The organism is Chryseobacterium gilvum (genome assembly GCF_025628965.1).
Lineage (GTDB): Bacteria > Bacteroidota > Bacteroidia > Flavobacteriales > Weeksellaceae > Chryseobacterium > Chryseobacterium gilvum.
The window spans coordinates 852,055-869,200 of record NZ_JAOTEN010000001.1 but is presented as its reverse complement, the minus strand read 5'-3'; the positions used below and the strand labels follow the sequence as shown (position 1 = coordinate 869,200).

Here is a 17,146-nt window from a genome sequence, read left to right as displayed (position 1 = left end):
ATGCCCGTGGAATTCAGAATGTATTTATGCTAATTGCCGTAATACCTTTTTTAGGTAATGAAAAGCCCGCTTTTTTTAAATTGATAAACTTTTAAAGGAACATTCGTTTTTTATATTCAAATTTCAGAAATTTGCAAGTATGAGCATTCATGAAAATTACCATCATATAAAAAGCCAGCTTCCTTCTCATGTAGAGTTGGTAGCGGTCTCGAAAACGCATCCGGTTTCAGCCATTCAGGAAGTCTATGAACTTGGGCAAAGAGTTTTTGGAGAAAATAAAGTTCAGGAATTAACTGAAAAACAAGCGCTTCTGCCCAAAAACATTCAGTGGCATCTGATCGGCCATTTACAAACCAATAAAGTAAAATATATTGCAGCGTTTATCGATACAATACAAAGTGTAGATTCTGAAAAATTATTATCGGAAATCAATAAAGAAGCCCAAAAACACAGCCGTAAAATAAAAGTTCTGTTGCAGGTAAAAATCGCTGAGGAAGACAGTAAATTCGGTTTGCGTGCAGATGAGGCGAAAGCTTTATTTTTAAAATACACATCAGATGAATTTCCTAATATTGAAATCACCGGATTGATGGGAATGGCCACTTTTACAGATGACAAAAGCCAGGTTAGAAGAGAATTTTTAGTTTTAAAAAATCTTTTTGATGATTTAAATACAATTCGGAAGCTTACCACATTATCAATGGGAATGAGTGATGATTTTCCGGTTGCCATAGAATGTGGCGCCAATTCTGTCCGGGTAGGTTCGGCGATTTTCGGACACCGGGATTATTCAAAAATACCGTAATTAGGAATGGTTTTTGATGCAAATGAAGCAAAAATTACCTAAATTTGCAACTATGCAAAAAATCCTTATCGTTGAAGACGAAAAAGCAATCTCCGGAGTACTTCACAGTATTCTTTCGGATGAACTTTCAGATTATGAATTTGTAATTGCCGATGATGGCCTGGAAGGTTATAAACTGATTGAAAAAGAAGACTTTGCTTTAATTATTTCAGACATCAAAATGCCAAAGCTTTCCGGAACCGAGCTGTTGAAACAAAGTCTGGCCTTAAAGCCTGAATCTACGTTCATCATGATTTCCGGGCACGCGGATATTGATTCTGCAGTGGCCTGTCTGCGAGACGGAGCATACGATTTTATTTCTAAGCCAATTGATATCAACCGATTGATTACGAGCGTTAAAAATGCCTTGGCTAAAGAAACACTTAAGAAAGAAAATAAAAATCTTCAGACTGAAAATAAAACCCTGAAAAGAAAAGTCAGTAAAAAATACCAGATGATTGGTGAATCGGCTGCCTTGAAAAAAATTCAGGATATGATTGAAAAAGTATCCGTTTCTGATGCAAGGGTTTTGATTACAGGACCAAATGGTGCGGGTAAAGAATTGGTAGCGCATGCGATTCATAATTTAAGTGAAAGAGCGAGAGGACCGATGATTGAGGTTAACTGTGCTGCAATCCCTTCCGAATTGATAGAATCTGAACTTTTCGGGCACGTAAAAGGTTCTTTTACCGGTGCCATCAAAGACAAGCAGGGAAAATTTGAACAGGCAAACGGCGGTACTATTTTCCTGGACGAGATTGGGGACATGAGCCTTATCGCACAAGCAAAAGTGTTGAGAGCATTGCAGGAAAGTAAAGTTTCTCCTGTAGGAAGTGATAAAGAGATAAAGGTTGATGTAAGAGTATTGGCTGCAACCAATAAAAATATGCAGAAAGAAATTGAAGAAGGGAAATTCAGAGAAGATTTGTATCACAGGCTTTCTGTAATTGAAATCTACGTTCCGCCATTGGATGACCGAAAAGAAGATATCAGTCTTTTGGTAGATCATTTTTCAGGTTTAATTGCTGACGAACACGGTACTGCTGTGAAAAAATTTGATGATAAGGCGATCGCTGCATTAAAAGCACTTTCCTGGACAGGGAATATCCGCGAACTGAGAAATGTGGTGGAAAGATTAATTATCCTTGGAGGAAATTCTGTTTCTGAAGAAGATGTTGCAAATTTTGTAAGAAAATAATTTAATTATTAACTAAAATAAATTATAAAAAATTTGTAGTCCTGTTACTGCAAATTTTTTTTTGAACGGTTATGAACTTTTTACATAAAAACTATACTAAAGAAGCTCTTACTCTGGCTCTACCCGTCATGCTTACGCAGGTGGGCCAGGTTTCTGTAAATTTATTTGATAATATTATTGTCGGAAGGCTTTTAGGAGCAGATGCTTTGGCTTCCGTATCATTAGGAAACGCGGTATTTTTCTCAATTTTCGTGTTGGCATTGGGCTTTTCATTTGCAATACCGCCGTTGGTTTCCGAAGCCCATTCTCAGAATGATCATCAGAAAATCAATTCGGTATTCAGTCATGGATTTGTGATCAACATGTCAGTGGGAATTATTCTGATGGCGCTTCTCTTATTTGGGATGCCATTGCTCTATCGTTCCGGACAGCCGGTAAAAATAATCCCGGATACGGTAGATTTTTTGACCATTATGGCTGTCAGCATTGTTCCTTTCATGGCATTTCAAACCTTACGGGAAGTTTCGGAAGGATTGTCCTATACGATCGGAGTAACAAAAGCGACCATTCTTGCCAATATTATTAATATTATCCTGAATTATGTCTTTATCAAAGGCCTTTGGATATTTCCTGAAATGGGAGTAAAAGGTTCTGCACTTGCAAGTTTGATTTCCAGAATTATCATGGTTGTTTTTCTTTATACCGTTTTGTTAAAAGAAAAGAAAACAAGACGGTACATTAAAGATTTTTCACTCAAAATACAGGTTTTTTCTAAAAATATGTTCGAAAGAATGATCCGTTTGGGTTTCCCGACCGCATTACAAATGTTTTTTGAGGTAACCGCTTTTGCAGGAGCCGCTTTTATCTGCGGGCTCATTTCTGCGCACGATATTGCATCGCATCAGATCGCATTAAGCATGGCTTCATTTACATTCAATCTCTGCATCGGCTTTAGTGTGGCTTCCACCGTTATGATCGGCAGAAAACTGGGCGAACAGAATTTTGTGGAATTAAGGAAAGTGGGAATTAATAATCTTAAAATCGCATTTATTTTTATGGCCATCTGTGGTTTGATTTTTATCTTAGGCAGAAACATCCTTCCAACATTTTTTACCAAACCTGAGGAAATCGAAGTGATTCATTTAGCTTCAAAACTAATGATTATTGCGGCATTATTTCAATTATCAGACGGAATCCAGGTTACTGCTTTAGGCACTTTAAGAGGTTTGCAGGATGTAAAAATTCCTTCGGTATATACCTTTATTGCCTATTGGGTTTTCACTATTCCTTTAGGGTATTTTCTCTGCGTTACCATGAAAATGGGCGCGTTTGGAATGTGGATCGCTTTAGGATTGGGATTAACAGCTTCTGCTTGTATGTTGGTCATCAGGTTTTTAAACCTTTCAACAAAAAGAATTAAACAAAACGCATAACATGGAAAATAGTATGCTTAAGATAGTGGATACTGATGATATTCATGCACTTCAAAATATTGCAAAACAAACTTTCTTTGAAACTTTTGCGCCTCATAATACGGCAGAAAATACAGAAAAATATATGCGTGAAAGTTTTACCGTTGAAAAACTGATGGTAGAAATTGAAAATCCAAATTCTGTATTTTATTTTGCTATGCTGGAAAATGAGGTTATCGGATATTTAAAAATCAATAGCAGGAACGCCCAGACTGAACTGAAAGACAGAAATGCCCTCGAAATCGAAAGAATATACGTTTCAAAAGATTTTCACGGGAAAAATATAGGGCAGGTTCTTTATGATAAAGCGATTGAAATTGCCAAAGAAAAAAATATGGATTTTATCTGGCTTGGCGTCTGGGAAAAGAACCCGAGAGCGATACAGTTTTATAAAAAGAATGGCTTTAAAGAGTTTGACCAGCATGTATTTCAATTCGGAGATGAAGAGCAGACGGATATTATGATGAAATTTGAATTGAAGTAAATTAAATAAAAAAAAGCAGTAAAAATTTACTACTTTCATTATTATATTGTGCTTACCACTCCGAAGCTCTTTTTCGTTTTTCGATCATTCCGTCAACTGAGATTCTGCCGGAACCGATTGCCATAATCAGCAAATAAATAGACAGATACAACAGGCTGATTTCTCTTTTATCAAAGGTATCTCCTCCATGTACAAAAAAAGCGGCAACAAACATCGTAAACATCAGAAAGCCGACTGCAATTCTTGTAAACAGCCCCAAAATAAGGAAAATAGAACATACAAATTCTGCAAAAACCGTAAGTGCCAATGAAATCTGCGGTCCCAATCCAAGAAAGTCAAAAAATTTTATATCTCCGCCTTCTAGTAGCATCTGAAGCTTTGGAAAACCATGAGAAAGCATTGCAAATCCTACAAATAATCGTACAATGAATAAAGAAACATCAGTAAAAACCGGATGGGTTTTTGAGTTTATATAGCTCATGGATTGAAAATTTAGATTAAAGATAATAAAATCTTTTAATACAACGATGATTCTCGGAGAATAGTCTATCGATACCCGAAATTTTTCAGATCACGGTCATTCTTGCGCCAGTCTTTTTTTACTTTTACAAAAAGATTCAGGTGGATTTTTTTTGAAAAAAACTTTTCCAAATCTATTCTTGCTTCGGTACCTACTTTTTTGATGGCTTCTCCTTTATGGCCGATTATGATACCTTTCTGAGTGTCTCTCTCCACATAAATGATAGAATCGATAAAAATAATACCCTCTTTTTCTTTAAACATTTCGGTAACGACTTCTACAGAATAAGGTATTTCTTTATCATAATTTAAAAGAATTTTCTCACGGATCGCTTCATTGACAAAAAAACGTTCCGGCTTGTCAGTATACATATCCTTGTCGTAATAGGCCGGATTTTCCGGAAGCATTGATTTCAGTTTCGGTAAAATAATATCCGTGTTGAACGCATTTAATGCAGAAATCGGAAGAATTTCAGCTTTTGGAATTCTGGTATGCCATTCTTCAACCAGCTTTTCAAGGCCTTCCTGATTGGTCTGGTCGACTTTGTTCAGTAATAATAAAACCGGAACCGGAATTTTATTCAGTTTATCAATTAAAAATTCTGAAGGTTCTGCTTTATCGGTTACATCTACAATAAATAAAAATACATCGGCATCCTGTAAAGAATCTTTTACAAAATCCATCATTTTTTCCTGTAAACCGTATTTCGGGTCTAAAACTCCTGGAGTGTCTGAAAAAACAATCTGGAGATCTTCTTCATTATAAATCCCAAAAATTCTATGTCGTGTCGTTTGAGCCTTCTGCGTTACAATAGCCAGTTTTTCTCCCATCAATTGATTGAGAAGGGTAGATTTTCCTGCGTTTGGCTTTCCGACAATATTTACAAATCCTGCTTTATGCATATAAAAAAATTAAGTCACTTGAGTACAATCTGCAAAGTTAGTAAAACAATATTGGTCTGCGGATACTATTGAACAGAGATGTTAAAAAAAGTACAATTCAAACGTTATTTAAACAACAGATTCATAAATTTAGTGCTTACAATCTTTTAACAATGGTTAAAAATCCTCAACTTTGCAGAATAAATATGGATCAATGAATTGGGTGATTTTAATTATTGCAGGATTGTTTGAGGTTGGTTTTGCCTCATGTTTAGGAAAGGTAAAGCAGACTTCCGGAAGTGAGATGTATTATTGGTTTGCCGGGTTTTTGATTTGTTTAACCATTAGTATGCTTTTACTCATTAAGGCAACACAAACTTTACCGATAGGAACCGCTTATGCAGTCTGGACAGGAATTGGGGCAGTAGGGACTGTTCTGATGGGAATTTTGGTTTTTAAAGATCCTGTAAGTTTCTGGAAAATATTTTTTATTTCTACTTTAATTGGCTCTGTTATTGGTTTGAAAGCAGTATCGAATTAGATTAATTCTTATATTTGTGAAAAATTATATATGCGAAAAACTTTATTCCTTTTATTGACAAGCGGTTTATTAGCTGCTCAAAACCCTGAACTTTTTAATAATAACTGGTATATTTCGCAGATTGTCATCGGTAGCCAAACGTTTACAAGTCCAATGATGCAGGTTCCTATTGGCCAATCTACTTTTACAAATATCGGATCTCCCTCATTTAATTCGGCGTATTATAACACGGCAACGTCAAGTATTATTTATTCGACCTTAACTGACAGTTTTATCAGATATGGAGGTGGTTGTACACTAGCAATGTATAATGGTACAAATGCTTCAGCAGCTCAGGCTTTTGATCAGCAAAACTGCGATTTCTTCTTAAATAACGCTTCAGGTGTTGCTTTTAATTATCAGATTATTAATAACGGCAGTTCAAAAACATTGATTATTACCAATAACAATACCGGAAACAAAGTATATTATAACAACTTTTTCTTAAATACAAAAGAATCTGATTCTGTTAAAAAATTGGTGTCAGTTTATCCAAATCCTGTAAAAGAACTTTTAACGATTGAAAATATTGAGAAAAATCTTGCTGTTAAAATCTACGATCTTTCAGGAAAACTGATCCTTGAAAAAAAGAGTGATAACAAAAAGATAATACTTGAAACAGGAATCCTTCAAAAAGGTCAATATATTTTAGTAGTAGAAAAACACCAACCTTATATTTTTATTAAAGAATAGGCTTAAAAAACCGCCTTCAATCATGAAGGCGGTTTCTTTTATTTTTTATAAACAACCGGTAAAATCTCATTCCGGTTCAAGCCATATTTTAAAATTTCTGCATCCGAAAACTGTTGAGAATAGAAATTGGGATCAACCTCAAAACCAACTTTTCGGAGACGGTCGAAATAATCCATTCCGTACCAGCGAACATGGTCATACTGCCCAAAATGTTTCTGCCGTTCTTTCGGATCTTTGATGGTAAAATCTTCATACGTTTTCTCCAGAGAATTTTTCATCGGCACCTGAATAATTCCCCAACCGCCGGGTTTTAAAACACGGTATAACTCGCTCATCGCTTTAGTATCATTTTCTATATGCTCTAAAACATGATTGCAGAAAATGATATCAAAACTCTCTGTTGCAAAAGGAAGATCCAGAATATCTGCTTTGATATCAACAATAGGCGAATACAAATCGGCAGAAATATAATCCAGATTTTTCATCCTTTTAAATTTCCTCAAAAATTCCTGTTCAGGAGCAATATGAAGAACTTTATAATTTTTAATGAAAAAATCGGTTTCGTTTTGAAGATAAAGCCACATTTGACGGTGCCTTTCCAGACTCAAAGTTCCGGGAGACAAAGCGTTTTCCCGTTGTTTCCCATATCCGTAAGGAAGAAATTTACGGTATGACCTTCCATCAATAGGATCATAGAAATGATCTCCTTTGTAGAGCTGATAGATCATAGGCCTTGCCCAAATGCTCATTTTAATGAGTATCGGACGCGGTATTTTGTTTAATAAAAACTTGGTGACCTGCTTCATTAAAAATCCATTTGAAATGGTTTTTCCTCATCACTTTCTATTCCCAAAGCTTCATAAATATATTTAAAAGTAGAAAGCAGAACAGGTTTTCCGTTGATGACAGCCACATCGTGCTCAAAATGTGCAGAAGGCTGATTATCTAATGTGGTAACCGTCCATCCGTCATTATGGAATTTTACTTTTTCAGTTCCCATATTGACCATTGGTTCGATTGCGATGGTTAATCCATCTTTAATGACTTTACCACTTCCCTGTCTCCCATAATTGGGAACCTGCGGATCTTCATGCATTGTTCTTCCCACACCGTGTCCTACCAATTCTTTTACCACACCATATCCTTCTTTTTCACAATGAGACTGGATTGCGTACGAAATATCCCCTATCCTCTTTCCTCTCACACATTGTGCAACTCCTTTGTAAAGCGATTCTTTAGTAACTCGAAGCAGCTTTTTAATTTCAGGTTTTACTTCTCCGATTTCAAATGTATAGGCGTGATCTCCTACAAAACCATTTAAAAAAGCTCCGCAATCTACAGAAAGAATGTCTCCTTCTTTGATCTCATCTTTATTGGGGAAACCGTGAACAACCTGATTGTTTGGTGAAATACAAAGTGAGTTGGGAAACCCGCCATATCCTAAAAATGCGGGTTCTGCGCCATGATCTTTAATAAAATCGTGGGCTAATTTATCTAAATATAAAGTATTGATTCCCGGCTTTATTTCTTTAGCCAACATTCCTAATGTTCTGGAAACCAGTTGAGCACTTTCTCTCATGAGACGAAGCTCGTCTATTGTTTTTAATTGAATCATTAATTTTTAATTAGGATGTAGGAATTAGGAATTAGGATTAATTGATTCATATATGATTTTTGGTTCTAACTTCTAATTTCTAATTATTTTTACCAGAAAAGACCTTTTTTCTTTTCTTTCTTAAGTTTTGAATAGGGTAAAACTTCTTTTCCTTCTACACGAAACTCTATTCTTTCGTTAATAATATTATAAATTTCTCCCCATCCTGGAAATCCGCCTAAATTTCTGTCATCTATAAACCAGTCTGCATCGAGTTTTCGGGATTGCTTTTCGGGATCAAATATTTCACCTTCAAAACTGGAATTGATGGCGTAAAATTCTACGCCGTTATTTTTACAAAACTCTACGGCTTCATCTAAAGTTTTGCCATGTCTGTAAGTCCAGAGTATTAATCTGAAACCTTGGGATTGTAATTTTTTAAGGGTTTCAAAAGCAAAAATTTTTGGTTTTCCTATTGCGGGATATGCGTCATCTACAACAGTTCCGTCGAAATCTACAGCAATTTTTTTATTATTTAACATTTTTGTGTTGTTTTTAGAACTGCAAAGATAATAAATAAAAGAGTGCCGAAAAACATTCGGCACTCTTCATTATAATTTAAAGTTAAATCTGAAATAATTTAATGTTTCACCCAGCTGAACTGAAACTGCAGATCCGGGGTAGAAACCCGGTCTGTAATTTTCTGTAATCTCACCGGTAACTTCATTAAATATTCCTGTGCTTTTTCTGCTTTTTCTGTAAGACCCGTAAAATGCTCGATTTTCCATTCGTCTAAGAGATCTTTCATAATATTGATATAATCCTGACCGGTATAGACCATACATCTTTGTGCCGCATCCGAAAAATGCCCCCAAAGCTCACCCGCTTTCTGGCCAGACTGTCTCATTAAATGTGCAGGCATCACGATCTTTTTACGCATCATATCTTCGAAGGCCAAAATCATTTCTGAAGGGTCCATCTCAAGAATTTTTGCTACAAAATGTTTATAGGCTTTTGCATGCCTTGCTTCATCTGCAGCAATTACAGCACACATTTTTGCCAGTTTTGTATTCCCTGACTGTTTAGCTAACGTACCTACTCTTCTATGAGAAATATTGGTCGCGGTTTCCTGAAAACTGGTATATATAAAGTTTCTGTAAGGATCCATGCTGGTTCCTAAATCGAAACCGTCACTGATCAGATATTGCGTTGTAATCTCAACCTCTCTCATATTCACTCTGCCGCACAGATATAAATATTTGCCGAGCAAATCTCCATGGCGGTTTTCTTCACCTGTCCAAGAACGTACCCAATTTGCCCAACCTACTTTTTGTTCCTGATCAACACCATCTACACCCATTAACCATGATTCATAAGAAGGTAAAGCCTCTTCTGTAATGCAGTCACCAATTAAAGTTACAAACAGGTCATAAGGCATTTCACGGGCAAAAGTCTGGATCTCATCAAGGTCATATTTGAAATCGTCACTGGAAGGATCCGGTAAATAATCTGAAGGCTGCCATATTTTTTCAATAGGCGTCAGAAATTTCTCAAGAAAAGTACCTACTTCCTTTTCCAAAATACCCATTACTTCTTTTCTTACGAGCTTATTATACATTCTAAATACATTTAAGAATTACAAAGATAAGTTTTATTTATTATTTGGAGCATAATATTATATGTCTGTCATACTATGTGTGGCATAAATTACTATGAAATGCCACAATTTTCTATACAAACGGCATTTATTTTACATTATTATTTCATTTTAGCTAACCAATATATCTCCTGTCATAACAGCGGGAATTTCCACGCCCATCACATGAAGAATGGTGGGTGCCATATCGCCCAGTTTTCCGGGTTTTAAATTCCATTCGTGCTCCTTGTCCATTACAATCAGCGGAACAAGATTGGTTGAGTGTTGCGTATTTGGCGAGCCGTCCGGATTAATCATTACATCAGAATTTCCGTGATCGGCAAGAATGAATACCGCATATCCGTGCTCAAAAGCCATGGTTGCTACTTTTTCAATACACTGATCTACCGTTTCGGCAGCTTTTACAGCAGCTTCAAAAACCCCGGTATGACCTACCATATCTGTATTGGCAAAATTTAGACAAATAAAATCTGCCGTCTCGTTCTGTAATTCCGGAAGTATCGCGTTCGTAATTTCATATGCAGACATTTCCGGTTTCAGATCATAAGTGGGGACATCTTTCGGACTTGGGCAAAGCAATCTTTTCTCTCCATGAAACTCTTCTTCACGGCCTCCGGAAAAGAAGAACGTTACATGAGGGTATTTTTCTGTCTCTGCAATTCTGATCTGCGTTTTGCCGTTTCGTTCCAGAATTTCACCCATGGTTTCTCTTAACACTTCTTCATCAAAAACCACCTTTACATTCTGGTAAGTTTTGTCATAATTGGTTAAAGTCACATAATGAAGATTGAGTTTCCGCATAAAATATTCCGGCATATCATGCTGACTTAAAACTTCAGTAATTTCCCTTCCCCGGTCTGTACGGAAATTGAAACAGATGACAACATCATTATCCACAATTTTCCCGACAGGCACTTCGTTTCCGATCTGGGTTTCTTTAATAAGAATGATCGGTTTTATAAATTCATCGGTAACATTGTTGTTGTAAGAATTCTGAATTGCGGCTGCAGCATCAGCTGTTCTCAGCCCAATCCCACTGATCATCGCATCATATGCAATCTTTACACGTTCCCATCGTCTGTCTCTGTCCATCGCGTAATATCTTCCGGTGATGGTTGCCAGTTTTCCGGTCGTAGATTTCATATGATCCTGAAGTTCCTGTATAAATTCTAATCCCGAATGCGGATCACAGTCTCTGCCGTCTGTAAAGGCATGAACATATACATTTTCGTTCAGTCCAAAATCTTTGGCAGCCGAAAGGAGACCTTTCAGGTGATTGATATGAGAATGCACACCACCATTGGAAACTAATCCTATAAAATGGACGTTTTTATTTTCTCTTTTAGCATAATCAAAAGCATCCTGAATCACTTTTTCGTGACCCAAAGTACCATTTTCAACCGCCATATTTAGTTTTACCAGATTCTGATAGACTACTCTCCCCGCTCCCAGATTCATATGCCCTACTTCAGAATTTCCCATTTGTCCCAAAGGAAGCCCTACAGCAAGGCCGCTCGCTTCCAGAGTGGTATGAGGATATTTTTGATAACAGCTATCTATAAAAGGGGTATTTGCCTGATCTAATGCAGAAACATTCGGATTTGTTCCCAATCCCCATCCGTCAAGAATGGCCAGTATTGCTTTTTTCGACATTATAATTTATTTTTTAACTAACAAATTTATCGAATTTAATGTAAATGTAAGAATTTGAAACGTTCAAATTTGATTTAAAATAGCGCCATATTACAGGTCACGCTCCATTTTCAAATGATTACATTAAAATAATTATTTTTAATTTTGCAGTATGGATTTACGAGATCAACTTAAAAACCTTTTTCCTGAGCATGATGAACAAGATTTTCAAATGCCTGAAGAACAGTTCAGACAAAAAGAACCCCTGGTTTGCAAGTTTGAGAAAAAGGGCAGAAACGGAAAACCCGTGACGATTGTTGAAGGCTGGGAAGGAAGTGAAGACGAGCTGAAAAAAATTTCAAAGAAAATAAAAACCACACTCGGAATCGGTGGTTCTGAAAAAGATGGCACGATCATCATACAGGGAGATAACCGAGATAAAATCATGAATATCCTTAAAGAAATGGGGTTTAAGACCAAGAGAGTCGGCGGATAATCAAAAATAAATCTGCGTGTCCGGCAACATTATTTTTAATTTCTCCAAAGTTGACTGAGAGATTGGGTTTCCGTTTAAAATAAGTGTTTTCAGATTTCTCAATTCCTTAAACTCTTTCGGAAGATCCGTAATTCTGTTGTTGGCGAGATTGATACTGGTTATATTTTTAAGACTTTTAACTTTGGGATTGATTTTTGTGATCATATTATCACTCACATTCAGAAATTCCAGCTTTTCTGAACGCAAAACTCTTTCAGGAATTTCAATGATCCTGTTTTTCTGTAATTCAAGATACTTTAATTTTTTTGGCAGCTTGATTTTTCCTAAATCGTTGATCTGATTAGATGAAAGATTCAGGTATTGCAGATTTTTAATTGCATCTAAATGCTCCGATACAAAGCTAATCTGATTTCCCTGAAGATTGATTTCTTCCAAAGAGGGAATTTTAAGCAACGCTTCCGGAAAAACATTCAGGTTATTGGCATCAAAATGAACAGATCTGAGCTTTTGAAGCTGAGCAACATTAGGATTGATGTCTGTAAGGCTGTTCAGGTTCATTGAAAAGGACGTTAGATTTTTGAGTGCACCAATTTCGTCGGGGATATATTTTATTCCGTTTTCATTAACGTTTAAAATTTCCAGCTGAATTAATGAAAAAAGCTCCTGATCCATTTTTTCAAGGTGGTTCCCCATAATATTCAGGAAAAACAACGATTTCATTTTTTTAAGATCCGGAGGAAGATTAAAAAGTCCTTTTTCTCTGAAGCTCATGCTGTAGACCGGCTCTTTACTTCTAAGCGCAGATTCCATATCGGTAAATGTAGGATATTTTACGGGATCAATCTGTGCATTCATGTAATGCATGGAAAGAACGGCAATAATGATTATTAATTTTTTCATATCATAAAAAAGCCACCGGCAAAGAAAATGCCGGCAGCAAAGAAAGAAAATTAGTAATTATTTTTTAAGAACCTTCACTGTTTTCTGGAAGCCATCGGCTTCTATATTCACAACTAAGACTCTTGAAGCCTGAAGCTGAGGCGTAAAATCGAGTTCTACCAAAGAATTTGAACCTGTAAATTTCTTTTTGTAAACGATTTTACCATCCATACTGTACGCAGTAACTTCAAGGTTTTTAAGTGCTTTAGGAGCATTTATTTTTACAATTCCTGAAGTAGGATTCGGCGCAACGGTCACTTCAGTTTCCGTTACCTGTTCGCTGGTTCCTAAAGAAGTTTCTATACCGAGATTACTTTTAAGAGCTACAACGATGGTCGCAGATTTCCCTCGGTAATCAATTGTATTTCCGGTTGCATCTACATCGGTCAAAATCGTTGCATCCGGATGCTGAATAGAGAAGAACCCGAATTTATGATCCGGCGTGAAGGTCAATCCGGTAGGTTCTGATCCTGCAGGCATTGAAGAGAAAAGTCTTACTTTAGGATTGGCCTCGGTATGGTCCGGAGCAACTACCCAGATATAGTTTTTTCCGCCATCCTGAAGTACCCAAAGATTTCCTAATTCATCAAATGTAAGATTATCGTTTCCATCACCCCAAGATTCGGTTTTTATACCTTGTGCAGTGTTGAAAGAATACTGAGTGGTTAATCCTCCTACAAAAACCTCAACCTGAGAAGCGGTTGTTCCGTTATCCTGCATACGGTACACTTTATTCAATCCTTTTGCTGTAAAATAAATTTTTCCATCCAGCGGACTGATTTCCACATCTTCAATCCCGTTGAATGACGTTCCGCCAAGAGACTGCGCTAATGTCGCCGTGTTATTTTGATCTGCTTTTAATTTATTCGGAATCTGAATCCAAACTGCAGTCGTTGTCACAGGATTTCCGTTTGATAATCCCTGATCCAGTTTTAATACATATAAATTTCCTGAAGAAAGATTATTCGGCGTATCCATCACATATTTGTATACCATATTGGTTCCTCCGTCTTCTCCGTAATAGGCTACTGTTCCCGCATTATTGACCACTACATTTTCGTGGTTCATAATTCCCATCTGCCAAAGTTTTCCTTTGCTTCCGTCTGTATTTAAAGAAGATACAGAAGCCGTTGCAGGATCAATTTCTACCAACCAACCATAATCTTTGTATCCGTCTGCATTGGTATCATTACCTGTTACAGATTCTTCTGCGGTAACGATGGTTCCCCATGGTGTAACGCCACCGGAACAGTTTCTGATGGTCTGTACCAAGCTTGTGGATGAAAAACTAACGGCTCTTGATTTTGTAAGCTGCCAAAGTTTTGTAGTCGTATTATAATTAATTTCGGCCATCGTTACGCCGCCCGGATTGGTTTCGTGGTTTACAGAAAGATAACCGTTGGTGCTGCTTGCATTTTTAGGTACATATCCTGTAAAGTCATTTTGTCCGCCAACAAGTCCGCCACCTTCAGTATAGCTGTCACCTTCTTTTAGAATCAGCTGATATTTGTGTTCAGTAGGGATGATCAGCTTCGAAGTCTGCGATGTAGGAACAATAGATGTAAAACAGCTGATGTGAAGCGGATTACAGGTTGTAACCGGAGGTGTTACCGTTGTCGTATTTTTCAGGTAGGCATCAATTCTAAGATCAGAACTTGCTGCGCCCCTGTTGTGAAGTTCGATAGAAATTCTGTTATTTCCCTGTACGAATTTTGACTTCGGAATGGTAAAAATATTGTAAGTGCTTTCAGCGGCTCCGTCAATGGTAGTGCTTGACAAAGTATTAAAATCAATAACGCCTGTAGGCATATTATCTCTTACGACTTCTTCACCATTCAGGTAAACAACGATACCGTCATCTCTCATCACGCCAAGTTCCATTGTTGTGCTGAGATCTGCTAAATTTACCGTGAAATCTTTGGCAAAATACGCAGTCATCAAACCTGAATTAATGGTGGTCGTTACCGGATCTCCATATCCTAATGGTGCGTTTCCGGCAGACCATGTAGAAATGTCAAAATTGGCATCTTTCCACTGATCAGCCAATGCTACATTGGTGTCTTTGTACTTCCACGACGAACCCTGTGCGAAAATCGTAGTCTGTGCCTGAAACAATGAACCGGTCATGATGACAAGCGCTGCAACTGATAGTAATTTTTTCTTCATTTTTTTTTACTTTTTATTAACAATGCAAAACTATTTTATTCGTTCCAGCTCTTTATTAATAAGGTTTTAAATAAAAGCAGATGTATGTTAAGAAATCAAAAACTGTATATTAACTTTTTAACGGTATGTTAATTTTTAGTCTTACTGATGTCAGTGAGTGAATGAAGAAATGCGATGATCTGCTGTATTTCCGTTTTGGTAAGATTCAGTTTGTCGGGCGGTAATGTCTGATTGCTGATCTTGAGTTGTATTCCTTCTGCACCGCCTTCATTATAAAACTCCAGAACTTCTTCTAAGGTATTGAATGCGCCGTTATGGAAATACGGTTTTGTTAAGGCAATATTTCTTACTGTCATGGTTTTAAAAGAATTTTCATAAATCCATGACTTTTCTTTTTCCACTCTGTTATCCAGTCTTCCTTTGTCAGAATCTATTTCTCTTGGAGCTACTTGCAGAGGGTTTTTGGTCACTCCCAAAACTTCTGATTCATTTTCATTATAAAATGGCGGAACCAGACCGGAAAAATGAGGAGCAAAATGACAGGTGGCGCAATTAGCTTTGCCCATAAACAGATTAAACCCTTTTTTAGCCTCATCAGAAATCTCTTTTTCATTTCTCATAAAGCGGTCAAAATCACTTTCAAAAGAATAGAGTGACGCAACATATGAACTTAATGCTTTAGAAAAGCTCAGTTTGCTGATCTCCGAATCTTTAAAAGCTTTTTTAAAGGCGCTCTTATATTCCGGGTTTTTTTTCAGTTTTTTAATGATGCTTTCATAACTTGTGTTAAATTCTTCTGCATTATAAATCACATGTTCTGCCTGCTGCTCCAGATAATAGGCACGCATATCGTAAAAAAATCTTTTGGCAAAAACGGCATTATATAACGAGGGTGAATTTCTGAGCACCGTTTTGCCTTCTACATTACTGAGGGATTTAGCTTTCAGATCGGTAAAAGCATTTCCGGGTAAATGACAGGATGCGCAGCTCATGGCTCCGTTGGCACTTAAACTTTCGTCATAAAAAATTTTCTTTCCGAGATTCTGCAGATCAATATTATCTTCCGAAGCTTTCAGCATGGTAAAAAAATAAGGATCAAGAAAATCACTGCTGAAAAAGTTTTTATTACTGACATTCCACCCTGAAAACTCTTTCAGGTCATCGCTTCTTCCGTCCCAGTTTCCTAATTCTTCATATAAGGGCTGAATGATTTTTTTATAGAATTCAATTCTGTCAAATGTTTCAAAGTTTTTATTTCCGGCCAGGTATAAAATACCATTTTGCAATATTTGATCAGCCTTATCGGTGTTGAAATTTTTAAAATAATCATCACTTTTAATATAATTTTTCATTCCTGATAAAGCGTGAGATGATTCTTCAGCAATATTCAGTGAACCCGGAGTATCAAAACCCGTCACGCCCAAAGTATATATCCTTATTAATTCTATACGAAGCGGCAATGTCTTGTTGTTGCCTTTGCTTAACCCGTTTTTAACTGAGCTTAAATAAAATTTGTTGTAATTATTGTACAGAAAATCTGTAATGGCTACAATCTTGTCTCTTTGCTCAAAGGCTTCTTCAGAAAAAATAAGCTCATCAAGAACCTGCAATCCTTCCGGTGGCAAAGTGTAGGCAGAGGTTCCCGCTGCTTCAATTCTGAATAAAGGCGCTGCATTCAGATGGGTTTTAGAAAATTCGGGATAATGATAGGCAATATAAAATTCAAGTTCTTTATACGAATTTCTGCTATTTCTGAGTGAAAGCTGTAACTGTTCTGAAGAAATTTTCTCATCACGGAAAAGATATGCGTCAGATCTTAATTGTTCGAGCTGAGTTTTAAAATTTCTTAATCCCTGATTGATATACGTGTTTTCGGTTTCCGAACCCCGATCCACAGAATTGAATGACATTACCGCAATCCCCATTAATAAAACAACAATAAGTAATGAATACGATCTCATAGATTTTTATCCGCAAAAGTATCTTCTTC

General features: G+C 36.7%; 17 protein-coding genes. 7 read left to right on the top strand and 10 right to left on the bottom strand.

Annotated elements, in window-relative coordinates; genetic code table 11:
• The first annotated feature begins 139 nt into the window (after positions 1-139).
• The 4 genes from N0B16_RS04005 to N0B16_RS03990 all read left to right on the top strand — a co-directional run bounded on the left by N0B16_RS04005 (position 140) and on the right by N0B16_RS03990 (position 3,998).
• Positions 140-805, top strand: coding sequence for a YggS family pyridoxal phosphate-dependent enzyme (locus tag N0B16_RS04005; protein WP_262989438.1), 666 nt, complete (start codon positions 140-142; stop codon positions 803-805).
• Positions 806-857: 52 nt separating this feature from the next.
• Positions 858-2,042, top strand: a complete 1,185-nt coding sequence (locus N0B16_RS04000) for a sigma-54-dependent transcriptional regulator (RefSeq protein ID WP_262989437.1) — start codon at positions 858-860, stop codon at positions 2,040-2,042.
• Positions 2,043-2,113: 71 nt separating this feature from the next.
• Positions 2,114-3,475 (top strand): MATE family efflux transporter, encoded by a 1,362-nt coding sequence (locus tag N0B16_RS03995; protein ID WP_262989436.1) that lies wholly within the window; start codon positions 2,114-2,116, stop codon positions 3,473-3,475.
• Between the two features lies 1 nt (position 3,476).
• Positions 3,477-3,998 carry a GNAT family N-acetyltransferase gene (locus N0B16_RS03990; protein WP_262989435.1) on the top strand — a complete coding sequence of 174 codons (522 nt, stop codon included), beginning with the start codon at positions 3,477-3,479 and terminating at the stop codon, positions 3,996-3,998.
• Positions 3,999-4,050: 52 nt separating this feature from the next.
• On the opposite strand, the gene N0B16_RS03985 is transcribed toward N0B16_RS03990, so the two are convergent.
• Positions 4,051-4,479 (bottom strand): DoxX family protein, encoded by a 429-nt coding sequence (locus N0B16_RS03985; protein ID WP_262989434.1) that lies wholly within the window; start codon positions 4,477-4,479, stop codon positions 4,051-4,053.
• Between the two features lie 65 nt (positions 4,480-4,544).
• Positions 4,545-5,420 carry a GTPase Era gene (gene era / locus N0B16_RS03980; RefSeq protein WP_262989433.1) on the bottom strand — a complete coding sequence of 292 codons (876 nt, stop codon included), beginning with the start codon at positions 5,418-5,420 and terminating at the stop codon, positions 4,545-4,547.
• 193 nt (positions 5,421-5,613) lie between these two features.
• On the opposite strand from era, the gene N0B16_RS03975 reads away from it, so the two are divergent.
• Both N0B16_RS03975 and N0B16_RS03970 read left to right on the top strand, forming a co-directional pair.
• On the top strand, positions 5,614-5,940 hold the full coding sequence (locus N0B16_RS03975) for a DMT family transporter (RefSeq protein WP_262989432.1): 327 nt from the start codon (positions 5,614-5,616) through the stop codon (positions 5,938-5,940).
• A 30-nt stretch (positions 5,941-5,970) separates the two neighbouring features.
• Positions 5,971-6,672 (top strand): T9SS type A sorting domain-containing protein, encoded by a 702-nt coding sequence (locus tag N0B16_RS03970; RefSeq protein WP_262989431.1) that lies wholly within the window; start codon positions 5,971-5,973, stop codon positions 6,670-6,672.
• A 38-nt stretch (positions 6,673-6,710) separates the two neighbouring features.
• Here N0B16_RS03970 and N0B16_RS03965 read toward each other — a convergent pair whose 3' ends face one another.
• The 5 genes from N0B16_RS03965 to gpmI form a co-directional block, all read right to left on the bottom strand.
• The gene (locus tag N0B16_RS03965; RefSeq protein WP_262989430.1) at positions 6,711-7,478 is read right to left on the bottom strand and encodes a class I SAM-dependent methyltransferase; all 768 of its coding nucleotides are present in this window, start codon (positions 7,476-7,478) and stop codon (positions 6,711-6,713) included.
• Positions 7,478-8,287 carry a type I methionyl aminopeptidase gene (gene map / locus N0B16_RS03960; RefSeq protein ID WP_262989429.1) on the bottom strand — a complete coding sequence of 270 codons (810 nt, stop codon included), beginning with the start codon at positions 8,285-8,287 and terminating at the stop codon, positions 7,478-7,480. The genes N0B16_RS03965 and map overlap by 1 nt, the downstream gene beginning before the upstream one ends.
• An 89-nt stretch (positions 8,288-8,376) precedes the next feature.
• Positions 8,377-8,808 carry a BT0820 family HAD-type phosphatase gene (locus N0B16_RS03955; protein ID WP_262989428.1) on the bottom strand — a complete coding sequence of 144 codons (432 nt, stop codon included), beginning with the start codon at positions 8,806-8,808 and terminating at the stop codon, positions 8,377-8,379.
• Between the two features lie 98 nt (positions 8,809-8,906).
• The gene (locus tag N0B16_RS03950) at positions 8,907-9,884 is read right to left on the bottom strand and encodes an acyl-ACP desaturase (protein ID WP_262989427.1); all 978 of its coding nucleotides are present in this window, start codon (positions 9,882-9,884) and stop codon (positions 8,907-8,909) included.
• A 150-nt stretch (positions 9,885-10,034) separates the two neighbouring features.
• Positions 10,035-11,576, bottom strand: coding sequence for a 2,3-bisphosphoglycerate-independent phosphoglycerate mutase (gene gpmI, locus N0B16_RS03945; RefSeq protein WP_262989426.1), 1,542 nt, complete (start codon positions 11,574-11,576; stop codon positions 10,035-10,037).
• Positions 11,577-11,727: 151 nt separating this feature from the next.
• Between gpmI and N0B16_RS03940 the strand changes: the two genes are divergently transcribed.
• Positions 11,728-12,051 (top strand): translation initiation factor, encoded by a 324-nt coding sequence (locus N0B16_RS03940; RefSeq protein ID WP_262989425.1) that lies wholly within the window; start codon positions 11,728-11,730, stop codon positions 12,049-12,051.
• Here N0B16_RS03940 and N0B16_RS03935 read toward each other — a convergent pair whose 3' ends face one another.
• From N0B16_RS03935 to N0B16_RS03925, 3 genes are all read right to left on the bottom strand, one after another.
• Positions 12,052-12,951 carry a leucine-rich repeat domain-containing protein gene (locus N0B16_RS03935; RefSeq protein ID WP_262989424.1) on the bottom strand — a complete coding sequence of 300 codons (900 nt, stop codon included), beginning with the start codon at positions 12,949-12,951 and terminating at the stop codon, positions 12,052-12,054.
• Between the two features lie 57 nt (positions 12,952-13,008).
• Positions 13,009-15,156 (bottom strand): alkaline phosphatase PhoX, encoded by a 2,148-nt coding sequence (locus N0B16_RS03930; RefSeq protein WP_262989423.1) that lies wholly within the window; start codon positions 15,154-15,156, stop codon positions 13,009-13,011.
• A 128-nt stretch (positions 15,157-15,284) separates the two neighbouring features.
• The gene (locus N0B16_RS03925) at positions 15,285-17,117 is read right to left on the bottom strand and encodes a cytochrome-c peroxidase (protein ID WP_262989422.1); all 1,833 of its coding nucleotides are present in this window, start codon (positions 17,115-17,117) and stop codon (positions 15,285-15,287) included.
• Positions 17,118-17,146: the final 29 nt, after the last annotated feature.